Consider the following 12236-nt stretch of genomic DNA (forward strand, 5'->3'; position numbering starts at 1 on the left):
ATGCTGCAATGTCAAGACGCGCCGCCCTGAAGGGCGGCATCGTCGCCGCAGCAGCAACTGCCGCTGGCGCGCAAACTGCCTCCGCACAGGCTGCCAGTCCTTATGCCCCGCCGTCAGAACCGGCGCTGCCGCCGTCCGACATGAAGCTCGACCTCAGCCGTGCGGCATTGGTCGTGACAGATCCTCAGATCGACTTTCTGCACCCCGAGGGCGTAACCTGGGGGGTGATTGGTGCCAGTGTGACCGAGCACAATACCGTTGAGAACATCGAGACACTTTTCAAAGCAGCAAAAGCAGCAAACATCACGGTGGCAGTGTCGCCCCACTATTACTATCCGACCGACCATGGGTGGAAATTTGAAGGTGCACTGGAGAAGTTGATGCACAAGATTGGCATGTTCGACAGAAAAGGACCTACCAATCTGGATGGTTTTGAGGGGTCTGGCGCGGATTTCATGCCGCAATACAAACCCTATATTGAAGACGGAAAAACCATCGTAACCTCCCCTCACAAGGTCTACGGAAACGACACCAACGATCTGTCTCTGCAATTGCGCAAACAAGGCGTTGATCAAGTAATCCTGGCGGGTATGTCAGCAAACCTATGCACCGAAAGCCACATGCGTGAATTACTCGAAGATGGTTTTGAGGTTGCCGTCGTGCGCGATGCGACCGCAGCAGCAATGTTACCCGAAGGCGATGGTTATCTCGCGGCGTTGATCAATTTTCGCTATATGGCCAACGCGGTCTGGAGCACGGAAGAAGCAGTGCAAATGATCAGTGCCGCCGGATAATCGACGCTGCGACAGACCGCCCCGAACGGAACCCGGGGCGGTCGACCGTTAGTGTCAAAACCAGCCGCAGATGATGGCGGCGAACAGACCCGGTTTACCTTCACAATTCATATCCGACCCAGCCCGAGAAAAATCTCGATTCACATATTGTAAACTTAGCTACCTACTAGTAGGTTTCTCACATCAAAAGATTCGAACGAGGTTCTCAAATGAAAGTTTACGATATCGAAGGTTTCCCAAACCCAGCGCGGGTTCGCATTGCGTTGGCGGAAAAAAACGCATCCCAGCATGTCGAATTCGTTGCCGTTGATGTGATGGCTGGCGAGCATCGGTCCGACGCTTTCAAAGCAAAGAACCCCGATGCAGCAGTGCCCTGCCTAGAATTGGATGACGGGTTCTGCATCTCGCAATGTACAGCCATCACCGAATACATCGATGGCACTTTCGAAGGGCCTTCCCTGACCGGTGAAACTGCGCGGGAACGTGCGCAAATCTCGATGATGAACCGACGCGCGGAATCCGGCCTGCTTGATGCAGTGGGTGCCTACTTCCACCATGCAACGCCCGGTCTTGGCCCGGATCTTGAGACCTATCAAAACGCGGAGTGGGGTCAGAGACAAAAGGGTAAGGCACTGGAGACCATGGCTTACCTCGACGGTGTTTTGACGAGAAGTGGCTACTTGGCTGGTGAGACGTTCTCGATGGCCGATATCACCGCATTTGCTGGCCTCATCTTTGCCGACTTCGCCAAGATCGAGGTCCCCTCAGACTTGATTCATCTCTCAGCTTGGCGCACCAAAGTTGCAGCCCGCCCCAGCATTGCCGGCTAAGCCGCGCGGCACCCGATCAAAGGAAAACCAAATATGGAACTGAACGCAGATTTCACCCAGCGGGTTGTCGTGCACTCGGATAAAATACCGTGGCAAGCCTCCCCGATGCCAGGCGTTGACCGACGTATGCTTGATCGCATCGGTGGCGAGGTGGCCCGCGCCACTACGATTGTGCGCTATGCGCCGGAGAGCCGGTTTTCTGCGCATACACACACAGGTGGTGAGGAATTCATCGTGCTGGATGGCGTCTTTCAGGACGAGCATGGGGACTATCCCGCCGGCACATATGTACGCAATCCACCAACCACCAGCCACACGCCCGGTTCCGTGTCGGGATGCACAATCTTTGTCAAACTATGGCAGTTCGACATGGCTGACCGCAATCAATTCCGCAAGGATATGGCAGGGGAATTGACCACCCCAACGAACGGCGTCGCGCAGGCGATACTGCATCAGGACGAAAGAGAGACCGTAAGCTACATTGTCCTGGATGCCGGAGCGGATCTTGCTCTTGAAGCAGAAGGTGGAATCGAAGTGCTGATGATCGACGGCACGATGTCAGAGAGTGGTGAGGAGCTTGAGAAAGGATCCTGGCTAAGGCTCCCCGAAGGGGCTGCGCTGTCTGCAACCGCCGGAAGTCAAGGCGCAAAAGTCTGGATCAAATCAGGCCATTTACCACATGCCAAGGCCCCAAAACTCTGACGGTATCTCCGGTGCATCGAACGACGTGGGCGGCAAGCGTGTGAAGACCGATGTCCTGATCATCGGAGGTGGTTTGGCGGGGTTGAGCCTGGCAGACCGCCTGGGGGCCGCAGGCCGAGATTTCCAGATCGTCGAGGCCCGCAATCGATTTGGCGGACGGATCAAGACGGAAAGCTTCGGCGGCGCCAGATATGACATGGGCCCTGCATGGTATTGGCCCGGTCAACCGCGCATGGCGGCGCTTGTTAAACGCCTGCGGTTGACCCCGTTCGATCAGTTTTGCACGGGCCTGCTAATTGCCGAGGATGAAGCCGGACGTATTCAGCGAGCCCGGGGGCACGCCCCTATGCAAGGCTCGATCAGAGTGCAGGGAGGCATGCGGGCTTTGACCGATGCGCTTGCTGACGCCATCCCGGAGCAACGAAAAACTCTCGGCGTATCTGTAACCGGCCTTTCAAAAAAAATGGATGGCGCGACAGCTGATCTGTCGAACGGATTTACGATCACGGCGCGTCAGGTGGTACTGGCGCTTCCCCCGCGCCTCGCAGCAAACACCATCCGCTTTTCCCCTGCGCTCGACCCGACCGTGGCCCGAGCGATGCAGGCCATTCCCACCTGGATGGCCGGGCAAGCAAAGGCCCTTGTGATCTACGATTCCGCATTTTGGCGCGACGCGGGCTTCTCTGTCGATGCCATGAGCCGTCGTGGACCAATGGTTGAGATACATGATGCATCCCCCGCAGAGGACGGCCCCTTTGCGTTGTTCGGGTTCATCGGGTTACCCGTTGACGCGCGTCACGACGAGGCCAAGCTCCGTGAAGGAGTGGTGTCGCAGTTGGAACGGTTGTTTGGTTCCGAGGCGCGCAAACCGCGCGTCGTTTACATCAAGGATTGGGCGCAAGATCATCGGACGGCAACGCAACAGGATCACGCACCGCTTTTTGCCCATCCCGCCTACGGTCTTCCTGACGCGATGAAGCATTTGTGGGCCAACACGCTCGTCCTCGGCGGGACCGAAGTAGCACCCTATTTCGGAGGCTTTCTCGAAGGAGCATTGGAAGCCGCTGAAAATGCGTTTAATGACCTGAATACCTAACAGATGGGTGCTCTCGCCATGCCAACCGACACGAAAACGGCTCTACTCGATTCAGCAGAACGCGCAGCGCGCAGCCAGGGTTTTGATGGTTTCAGCTATGCCGATCTGGCTGAGGATGTCGGCATTCGCAAGGCCAGTATCCACCATCATTTTGCCACCAAGGCCGCTCTTTCAGTGGCCATGATGCAGCGATATCGCCTGGGATTAGAGAGCGCTTGTCAACAAATCGACGACACCTATACATCCGGGCGGGATCGGCTGCTGGCGCTTGTTGGCGTCTATCGTGACGCGCTGAGAGGTGGAAAAAGTCTTTGCCTATGCGTCTCCTTCTCTGCCAGCAGGGCAAGTCTTCATCGCGACGTCATCGCGGAGATTAAACTTTTCCGCCTGATGATGCTGAAGTGGATCGCTACCGTATTCGAGCTTGGGAAAAGCGATGGCACAATTCGCGCGGTCTCTGACCCGGAGCGCGAAGCCGCCGCGACCCTGTCCTTGCTGGAAGGCGCGCAACTTGCCGCTCGCGCAGAGGAAGACATGGCCCTTTACGAAAAGGCGCTGAGCCTGCTTTTGGATCGAACGCATTGATCATTGACGGCAGTTCGTCGCCTCACCGATCGGCGAAGAACGCGCCTGTCCGCATCTGACCACGGCGGCAGGATGGATCTCTGCCCGCAGCGCATAGGATCAGATTCTCGTTTGCGTTGAGTAATTTCATTGCTTTTCAGACGTGTACGGTAGTAATAATTCCCATTAACCAGTTAGTTGTACTTTTTCGACCACCCCCCATCCCCAGTGAATGCGCATTGGACGATGAGATTTTCAGGGCTTGGTTGTTAGGATATTGGACATGGAAAATGGCACTTCAGGCGCGATTACGTGGCGCCCTCTCGGGCTCGACGATATTTCACGTATCAGCGATTGGTTCTGGAATTTTGCGGACGCTGCCCTTTTCGACAGATCCCTCCCCATGCCAATCAGCGAAGATGCATTGCAGCAAAACTGGCGGAAATCCATGCTTTGCGAGGGCATTCCCTGCGCCTATTGGTTTATCGCCGAAGACGAAAATCAGGAGCCGCTTGGAATTGCCGGCCTGGAATCGGTGAATTACATCCAAGGCGACGCCGTGTTGCCGTTTTTCGTCGCGCGCGATTTCCGACAAAAAGGGCTGGCCACCGCGATGACCATCTCAATCCTGGATCTGGCGTTCAGACAACTGCGGTTGCACCGGGTGACAACCTTTTTTCGGGATGACAACGCGGCGACCCAACGCGCGCTCCAAAAGGTAGGGTTTTCCGAAGAAGGCCGTTTCCGCGAGGGCTGGTTTTCGAGTGGCGTCAGAAAAGATATCGTTATCGCTGGTATTCTGGGCTCAGAATGGATAGCGAACCGACATCAGGTGGTTGAGAATGTGACCGAATCCTGCAAGCTATCGTTTGTACCGACCTGTTGGAAAGAGGAACGTGAATAACACCGCTCAAAATGCTGGGTCTGAAAAGAATCTAAGGCGGCGCCTTGTGGCGGTCGTCTTTGCCGACGTCGCGAATTTCAGCAGTATGATGAGTGTCGACGAGGTCGGAACAACGATCTCGGTAGCAAGCAGGCTTGAAAAGTTCCGCGATGCGATCCGATCCTATTCCGGCGAATTCAAGGGGTCGGCAGGTGACAACGCCTTCATGGTCTTTGAAAGCGCTGTAGATGCCGTCACCTTTGCAATCGAAATGCAGAAAACCCTTGCCGGTGAAAACGACGGCCTGCCCGAAGAGGAGCAGGTCTGGTTCCGATTTGGCATAAACCTTGGTGAAATTCTCATCAGCGGTGACGAGATCACTGGCGAAAGCATCAATATCGCCGCCCGGATCGAAGCCTTTGCCGCGCCCGGTCAGGTTTGCATTTCCGGTGCAGCCTACGACCATGTCTGCAACAAGCTGAAATACGGCTATGAGTATCTTGGCGGTCAGGATTTCAAGAACATCGGCCGGACCATTGACGTTTTTCAAGTTCATGAAAACCCGACGACGGCGGCAATGACACCGGGGCTAAGGCGCAATCTGGAAAATTCAGCGGAGTTCAAAGAACGCCCCGTTGCCAACCAGTCCATCGTCGTTTTGCCTTTTGGCTTTCAGGGCAGCAATCAGGACGACCAGTGGTTTGCAGAGGGCTTGACTGAAGATGTGACGACCAATCTGTCGCGGTTTCAGGAGTTTTTCGTGATTGCCCGCGGATCAGCGAACATGTTTGCCGACCGCTCAAAATCACCCGCGCAGGCGGCGCGCGAATTGGGCGTTCGCTACGCTGTCGATGGCACCGTGCGCAAAGCCGGTTCAAGGATACGCATTACGCTGCAATTGCTGGATGCCCTTCAGGACAGGACGATCTGGGGTGAGCACTACAATCGAGACGTCGAAGATATCTTTGATTTGCAGGACGAGATCACGCAGATCATCGTATCGGCCACCGCTGCCAGAATTGAGGCGACGGAACGCGAGAGGATGCGCCTGCTGCCACCTGCAAATCTCATGGCTTACGGATTTGTGCTCAAGGGGCACCGGCATGTTCTGAAATACACGCAGCCGGAAGTGCGTCATGCGCGCGATCTCTACGAGAACGCAATTGGAAGTGATGCGCGCTACGCCCGTGCGTATGCCGCAAAATCCAGAACCTACAATCTGGATTGGCGCTATGACTGGGCCGAAAAACCCGACATTGCTTTGGATGATGCGCTGAGTTTCGCCCGTGAAGCGATTGATCTCGACGAATCCGATGCGCGCGGATTTGGAGAGCTGGGCTTTGCACATCTGTACCGCAAAGAGCACGACGCGGCGATCAACGCCTACGACCGCGCTCTGAAACTCAATCCCAATGATGCCGACTTGATGTCAGACATGGCTGACGCGCTTGCACATACGGGACGCTCGGAAGAAGCCATTGAATTGCTGCACAAGGCGATGCGTCTCAACCCGTTTTACCCTGACCAATACATCTGGCATCTGGGCGGGGCCTATTTCAACCTGAAGCGCTATGAAGACGCGATCAGCACGATCAAGAAGATGCAGAACCCTACCGAAGGCCGGCGCATCCTTGCTGCAAGCTACGGCCATCTTGGCATGACGAAAGAGGCGAACGCCCAAGCAGAGCTTGTACGTCAGGCGCACCCCAACTTCTCCGTTGATCGCTGGGCCGACGTCCAACCTGACAAGTTCGAGGAAGATGTGCACCACTTCCTCGATGGGTTAAAACGCGCGGGCCTTTAGAAGCGGAATGCCAGCTTAGTCGCTGGCATCTCCACGCGCTCCGCTGATACGTGCGCCCGAGACACGGGCTCCGGAGACACGGGCACCTGAGACACGCGCGCCGGACACACGGGCACCAGAGACGCCACTTGCACCCTCGGACATCATTTCGAGTAAAAGCGTTTCGAACTTGCCTTGGTCGAGGGCAAGACGCACGGTTTCATCCGTCCGCTTCACAGTCCACGCACGCAGTTCCTTGAAGAATTTGACATTCTTCTCGTTCGGTCCGGGAACGGCCACGTCGGCTGCTTTTTCACTATCCCCTTTGACCAAGTAAAGGACGGGGGTCGGAATTTCGTAATAAACCCCGTCGTAGGTGAACCCGTAAATACGGGCAAATTGCTCTTCTTTTTTGCTTAAAACATTGTCGCCGCTTGTAACGGATACGACGGCAAGGTCTTCGACTTCGCGTCCGAACAAGACCACCGCCTCGGATGTATAAAGTGTTTCTGACATAGTGTTTTTCCCTTTGGGAGCAAAAACCGCCCCCATTCATTCGCGTGTATACAAGTATTAACCTATTCTTTGTTTTCAGTCCATTGGAACCATCGTGCGCACTGAATTCGCGTGACTGTCTTTACCCAGCGGTTTGAGTTGCGGACCCACATCTACATATCCGATGTCCCGAAGCTTGAAGTTGCCGCGGATCAGACGTTCAAAACGCCCGCCGGTGTGTTCCTGATCCACCTCCAGAAAAATCTCGGCAATGTCGACAAAGTTCAGGTCGCGCCTGTTAATTCTCTGCCAGGTGTCGGCAAGATAGGTTCCCAAAATGTCACGCGCATCCAGCAAGGCCAGCTTGAATTTATCCGGCTGGGCCGCGTAGGCCTCGTCAAAAAGCTCCTGCATGACCGGTGCGTAATCAGCCGTAGCAAGCAACTGATCCGACAGATCCTCCATTTCTGCCGAAATCGCGCCGTAATCGAGCAGCATTTCGTGAAAAAGGTCTACCAGAATGTCAAAGAAGGCACCCGTGAGAGGCTGTGACAGATGGTGTTCCTTGACCCATCCTTTGGCAAACTCACCAAGACGTTTGTCATTGGCCGCAATCCTGATTTGCTTGTTATCTGAAAGCTCCGCGATCCGGTTCACGGCGTTCAACATGTAAAGATTGCCGTGGGTATTTTCCAACAGCAGATCAACAAGTGAATTGAAGTGAAGCGATGAAATCAGCGCCACAAGATCGGCAGCACTTTCATGAAAACCGAAATACTCACCGGTGACATTTTCCGGGTCCGGGACGCCGACTTCGGAGTAGATGATCGCATGCCCAAGTTCATGGGCGATGACATCAAAATTCAGACTGAAGGGTTTGTACCCACCGTTCTTCCGATCTCCGCCCATCTCTATGAAGCCATAGCCGGAATAGGCATTTTCAAGTGATGGCAAAATTGTCAGTTCAACACGGTCGTGGGTCTTGTCACTTTGCCACGGGATGATGCGACCGAAGTATTCCTCCCAAATATCCATCACGAAACGAACAGTGCCGAAGAGATGCGCTGTTTCAAACTGCGGCGTCCCCGGCTCAAGGTAATCGAAATGGCCATCAGCGTCCGGCATCGCGGGCGCTTCGATATCCCCCATCCATGGTGGGGCCAGAACATCAGAACCATCGGGCGAAATCCCATAGGGCTGCTTTTTGCCAATCGGAAAAATCGTGTACATGCGATCATCCGATGGACCCGGAGCCAAAGTCCCCGCAATCGAAGAAACAACGACCGTTTCCGGTTCGGAAAAACTGTCCAGAAAATGTGGCTGAGGAAACAGCCGGAAACGTGTTCCTTCCATGACGCAGGCTCCGCAATCCGCTCAGTAACAGCTTAGGGCTACAGCAAAATCTCCCATCCGTCTATTCGCCCCCACATACTCAATCACCAAAAAGGCGGTATCCCCCTCCTTTCGGTATTGGCGTATTTGCCGCGCGCCTTCGCCAGTTCTTGATGGCGTTGAGCCATAGATCCGTTTCTTCAAAGTGAAAATCGGCGGTCGGCGCGTCAAATCTCATCTCAGACAGTCGCGCCAATAGTTCAGCCGCATCCTGTTGCTTTTGATCGACTTCATGATGGCGAACCCAATCGCGCAGTTCCCGGCACTTGTCAGGTGGGAGATTTGCCGAGCCTACAGCCTCAAAAACGCTTTCCCACGTCCGCACCTTGTAGAACTGCGATTTTGCCAGATCAGTTGCATACTGCGCTTGGGTCATCGTGATGACCCCCGCTGTCGCTGCGGCCTCCAGTGTCGCGCGGGCATTGACCATGGCGAGGCTTAGCGCCGGATACCCGACCTCTGCCGGTCCATGCAGCAGGGCGACTTCATCGTCGTCTTCCAACACACCGTCGCGAAACGCCTGGTAGATATTTCCGACGCCCTGCATCCCGAAAACATCCAGTTCCGCTGCGCGTAAAGCCCCCATGCTCGCAGCCCCCAAAACCGCGACACCTTGCGACAAGGCCCACAGGATTTCCTTGTGCCAGACCGAAGGAACACCTTCAAAGAAACCGTCTATAATGCCAATGGCTGCGGGGTTTTCCAGACAAGCCAGAAACACATCCCCCTGTTGCACGGGGGGACGCAGATCAATTTCAGTGTCGATTTGGTCTGCTACGCCCACCATCGATGGTCCGGCAAACACAATCATTCTGCCGGACCTCTGTTTGAAAGAGCCTGTACCCGCGGACCCGGAACATAGGCGGAATCGTCATGTGGGGCTTCGAGACCGGGTATGATGATCCGCACGACCGGTATCTGAAACTCGTCACGGGTCAGATCAACCATGCCGATTTCTTCGATACCGACCAACGCCAACCGGTCCTTCAGCCAATCCAAATCCGCTTGCAGGTCAGAATTGGCTGGCCCTGCTGAAGCGTCGAAAGCTCTCATATTGCCCAAAACACCTCTCAGGTGAGAAAACGCCTCTGCTTTCTGTTCGCGCCCGACATCGCTGTATTCATCATGGAAAAGGTCTTCGCGCGCGCCCGTGATATAATTCAACCGCGTCTGGGCAGCCTCATTGATCGCTCTGTGCAAGGCGATCTTTGGGTTGGGATGGGTTCCTGAACCCACCCCGAGGTGACCGCCCTGTTTTTCGACGTCGTTTATCACGCACAAATAGCTGGGCACTCCGATATCGGAGGTCACGTCCCAAACAGCGCACTCCACGCCGGCACCTTCGATTTTCGCCAATGTGTCCAGGAGAGCGCCGTCCGTAATTGTTGTTAAATCAAGCCGCGTTGCCTGTTGTTTATCAGTGGTTTGATGGTGCCAGATCGCCAGCGCATCCCGTTCGATAACCTCGCAAATGCCATGACAGATCGCTTCGAGAAGGTGATTGCCCGAGGCCAACCCATTGGTGCTCGCCGGGAAAATGCCCGCATCCGCGGACACCGGATGGGTGTAGTCGGCATGGACCATCTCTAGCGGCACCAGTTTTTTCTGCCCACTCACCAGATCCTGCGCCGTGATCCAATGCAAACGCATTGTGCGCTTCACGGGGCCCTCAGGCGTTCGCGGTAATCGGTCGAGGTCAATGAATTTATGGCGCGCCGCCAGATCATCCACGCTTGCAAAATAGACCACGTCGCTGATGTGTTCCGCATGCCAGATCTCAATGGCTTCCATCACGGCAGAGGCTTTCGCATGCGCCAGCGTTCTACCCTTACCTTGTGAAATCGCGATAGATCGGGCGTTTGGGCGCACGGCAATGACTACAGGCAAGGAAAGACTGTCCAATCCAGTCACATTGGCAACGCGGGTAATACCAAACTTGTGCTTCAGAGGCAGAATTCGCGCCAGTGTTTCTTCGGCGGAACAAACGCGTTGCAGCTCCTGTCCCGGGTATTTCGTGCTGTTACCGAAATCCATCTGTCATCCGTTGCTGCCGGCCCTGCATCCTTCAAAGCACAATTCGGAACGGACGGGAACGATGTTCTGGTGAGGAGTATCCGCCAACCGTTCAGCTCTGCGGTCGGCTGCGAAAATACGCGCTAATAAATCTGTTGTACGAATCACCGTTCTGCCCTAACTGGCGCAATATAGTGAAGGCTATGCCGGGAGAAGGCGGGCACCCCCGCCGCCGAAGGAGCAACCGCCCCGGAAACTCTCAGGTCCAAGGACCGGTATGGCCTAAACACTCCGGAAAGCGGCCCCAAAAGGCCCACCGTAGGAGAAAGCCCGCTTTTGGGTGAAACTCTCAGGTTCCATGCACGGAGGGGGCAAGCGGCGCAAGCCGCACGTGCAAGGAGCATTGCCATGTCCAAAGTTGCTGTCATCGGGGCCGGTGTCACCGGGCTGACCACCGCCTATGAACTGCTGGATCGCGGTTTCGACGTCACCGTGTTTGACCGCCATCGCTATGCCGCGATGGAAACCAGTTTCGCCAATGGTGGGCAGCTTTCGGCGTCCAATGCCGAAGTCTGGACGCAATGGGGCACCATCCTCAAAGGGCTCAAGTGGATGTTGCATGCCGACGCTCCCCTGCTGGTCAATCCAGCCCCGACCTTGCACAAAATGCGCTGGATGGCCGAGTTCCTGTCCAACATCCCCAACTACAAACGCAACACGGTTGAAACCGTCCGTCTGGCCATCGCAGCCCGCGCGGTCCTTTTTGAGATGGCTGACCGTGAAGGTATCGATTTCGACCTGGAGCGGCGTGGGATCCTGCATTTTTATGACCACGCCAAAGATCTTGCCCATGCCCGCAAAGTCAATTTGCTGTTGGCTGAAGGCGGATTGAGCCGTCGCGAATTATCGCCTGACGAAATCCGCGAAGTTGAACCCGCGCTTCACGGTGACTTCGTTGGCGGTTTCCTGACAGAATCTGACAGCTCCGGCGATATCCATAAATTCACCATGGGTCTGGCGCGCGCCTGCGCCCGACGGGGCGCTATCCTGCGTTTTGGAGCGAAAGTCGAAGACCTGTCAGCCGAAAATGGCACTGTCCGCGTGACCGGAGGGGGGCATGAGGAAGTTTTTGACGCTGTCATAGTCAGCGCGGGCGTCCAGAGCCGCGATTTTGCCCAGCAACTGGGAGACCGGGTCAACATCTACCCTGTCAAAGGGTATTCGGTCACGGTGTCCCTGGATGATCCTGAAAGCCAGGCGGCAGCACCATGGGTCAGCCTGCTGGATGATCGTGCCAAGATCGTCGCCAGCCGCTTTGGGGCCAATCGGTTCCGCATCGCCGGAACCGCCGAGTTCAACGGTGCAAACCGCGACATCCGCGCAGACCGCATTAAACCCCTGACGGATTGGTGCGAGCGCTACTTCCCTGGGATCTCAACGGAAAACGTTACTCCCTGGGCTGGCTTGCGCCCGATGATGCCATCAATGTTGCCCCGGGTTGGCCGCGGCAAGGCACAGGGCGTATTCTACAACACCGGACACGGGCACCTGGGCTGGACGCTCTCCGCTGCAACCGCGCGTATCGTGGCGGCATCAGTGGCCGAAAGCCTCGACGCACCGGCTAAATTGGCCTCGGGAAAACCCTTCGTCGCAGCAGCTTAAGGCGCTGCCGGCAAAACATATA

12 protein-coding genes and 1 riboswitch are annotated in these 12236 nt (G+C 55.7%); of the genes, 8 read left to right on the forward strand and 4 right to left on the reverse strand.

All coding sequences use genetic code 11. The features are described from left to right. Positions 1 to 8 precede the first annotated feature (8 nt). The 7 genes from Q0802_RS15945 to Q0802_RS15975 all read left to right on the forward strand — a co-directional run bounded on the left by Q0802_RS15945 (position 9) and on the right by Q0802_RS15975 (position 6673). Positions 9 to 794 (forward strand): cysteine hydrolase, encoded by a 786-nt coding sequence (locus Q0802_RS15945; RefSeq protein ID WP_298920051.1) that lies wholly within the window; start codon positions 9 to 11, stop codon positions 792 to 794. A 209-nt stretch (positions 795 to 1003) separates the two neighbouring features. Next, on the forward strand, positions 1004 to 1624 hold the full coding sequence (locus tag Q0802_RS15950; RefSeq protein ID WP_298920053.1) for a glutathione S-transferase: 621 nt from the start codon (positions 1004 to 1006) through the stop codon (positions 1622 to 1624). A gap of 33 nt (positions 1625 to 1657) precedes the next feature. Continuing rightward, on the forward strand, positions 1658 to 2326 hold the full coding sequence (locus Q0802_RS15955) for a cupin domain-containing protein (RefSeq protein ID WP_298920055.1): 669 nt from the start codon (positions 1658 to 1660) through the stop codon (positions 2324 to 2326). Next, a complete protein-coding gene (locus tag Q0802_RS15960; protein ID WP_298920057.1) occupies positions 2304 to 3422 on the forward strand; it encodes an FAD-dependent oxidoreductase in 1119 nt (372 codons plus the stop codon). The genes Q0802_RS15955 and Q0802_RS15960 overlap by 23 nt, the downstream gene beginning before the upstream one ends. Before the next feature lie 18 nt (positions 3423 to 3440). After that, the gene (locus Q0802_RS15965) at positions 3441 to 4007 is read left to right on the forward strand and encodes a TetR/AcrR family transcriptional regulator (RefSeq protein ID WP_298920059.1); all 567 of its coding nucleotides are present in this window, start codon (positions 3441 to 3443) and stop codon (positions 4005 to 4007) included. 262 nt (positions 4008 to 4269) lie between these two features. Beyond that, positions 4270 to 4890 (forward strand): GNAT family protein, encoded by a 621-nt coding sequence (locus tag Q0802_RS15970; protein ID WP_298920061.1) that lies wholly within the window; start codon positions 4270 to 4272, stop codon positions 4888 to 4890. Between the two features lie 46 nt (positions 4891 to 4936). Beyond that, positions 4937 to 6673: a tetratricopeptide repeat protein gene (locus Q0802_RS15975; RefSeq protein ID WP_298920063.1), complete on the forward strand. Its 1737-nt coding sequence runs from the start codon at positions 4937 to 4939 to the stop codon at positions 6671 to 6673. Positions 6674 to 6688: 15 nt separating this feature from the next. Here the strand turns inward: Q0802_RS15975 and Q0802_RS15980 are convergent, their stop codons facing one another. From Q0802_RS15980 to Q0802_RS15995, 4 genes are all read right to left on the reverse strand, one after another. Beyond that, complete coding sequence (locus Q0802_RS15980) at positions 6689 to 7168, reverse strand: hypothetical protein (RefSeq protein WP_298920065.1); 480 nt, start codon at positions 7166 to 7168, stop codon at positions 6689 to 6691. Between the two features lie 75 nt (positions 7169 to 7243). Then, the gene (locus tag Q0802_RS15985; protein ID WP_298920068.1) at positions 7244 to 8500 is read right to left on the reverse strand and encodes a hypothetical protein; all 1257 of its coding nucleotides are present in this window, start codon (positions 8498 to 8500) and stop codon (positions 7244 to 7246) included. A 79-nt stretch (positions 8501 to 8579) separates the two neighbouring features. Continuing rightward, positions 8580 to 9350 (reverse strand): TfuA-like protein, encoded by a 771-nt coding sequence (locus Q0802_RS15990; RefSeq protein WP_298920092.1) that lies wholly within the window; start codon positions 9348 to 9350, stop codon positions 8580 to 8582. Continuing rightward, positions 9347 to 10573: a YcaO-like family protein gene (locus Q0802_RS15995; protein ID WP_298920094.1), complete on the reverse strand. Its 1227-nt coding sequence runs from the start codon at positions 10571 to 10573 to the stop codon at positions 9347 to 9349. Before Q0802_RS15995 ends, Q0802_RS15990 begins: the two co-directional genes overlap by 4 nt. Positions 10574 to 10749: 176 nt before the next feature. Beyond that, a riboswitch (glycine riboswitch) is annotated at positions 10750 to 10837 on the forward strand. Positions 10838 to 10960: 123 nt separating this feature from the next. Here Q0802_RS15995 and Q0802_RS16000 point away from each other — a divergent pair. Continuing rightward, complete coding sequence (locus Q0802_RS16000; RefSeq protein WP_298920096.1) at positions 10961 to 12214, forward strand: D-amino acid dehydrogenase; 1254 nt, start codon at positions 10961 to 10963, stop codon at positions 12212 to 12214. Positions 12215 to 12236 lie beyond the last annotated feature (22 nt).

It is taken from the genome of uncultured Roseobacter sp., from assembly GCF_947495275.1.
Lineage (GTDB): Bacteria > Pseudomonadota > Alphaproteobacteria > Rhodobacterales > Rhodobacteraceae > Roseobacter.

Coding starts and splice junctions, on each gene's coding strand:
- Q0802_RS15945 (WP_298920051.1), top strand. CDS start 9: ATGTCAAGACGCGCCGCCCTGAAGGGCGGCATCGTCGCCGCAGCAGCA.
- Q0802_RS15950 (WP_298920053.1), top strand. CDS start 1,004: ATGAAAGTTTACGATATCGAAGGTTTCCCAAACCCAGCGCGGGTTCGC.
- Q0802_RS15955 (WP_298920055.1), top strand. CDS start 1,658: ATGGAACTGAACGCAGATTTCACCCAGCGGGTTGTCGTGCACTCGGAT.
- Q0802_RS15960 (WP_298920057.1), top strand. CDS start 2,304: ATGCCAAGGCCCCAAAACTCTGACGGTATCTCCGGTGCATCGAACGAC.
- Q0802_RS15965 (WP_298920059.1), top strand. CDS start 3,441: ATGCCAACCGACACGAAAACGGCTCTACTCGATTCAGCAGAACGCGCA.
- Q0802_RS15970 (WP_298920061.1), top strand. CDS start 4,270: ATGGAAAATGGCACTTCAGGCGCGATTACGTGGCGCCCTCTCGGGCTC.
- Q0802_RS15980 (WP_298920065.1), bottom strand. CDS start 7,168: ATGTCAGAAACACTTTATACATCCGAGGCGGTGGTCTTGTTCGGACGC.
- Q0802_RS15985 (WP_298920068.1), bottom strand. CDS start 8,500: ATGGAAGGAACACGTTTCCGGCTGTTTCCTCAGCCACATTTTCTGGAC.
- Q0802_RS15990 (WP_298920092.1), bottom strand. CDS start 9,350: ATGATTGTGTTTGCCGGACCATCGATGGTGGGCGTAGCAGACCAAATC.
- Q0802_RS15995 (WP_298920094.1), bottom strand. CDS start 10,573: ATGGATTTCGGTAACAGCACGAAATACCCGGGACAGGAGCTGCAACGC.
- Q0802_RS16000 (WP_298920096.1), top strand. CDS start 10,961: ATGTCCAAAGTTGCTGTCATCGGGGCCGGTGTCACCGGGCTGACCACC.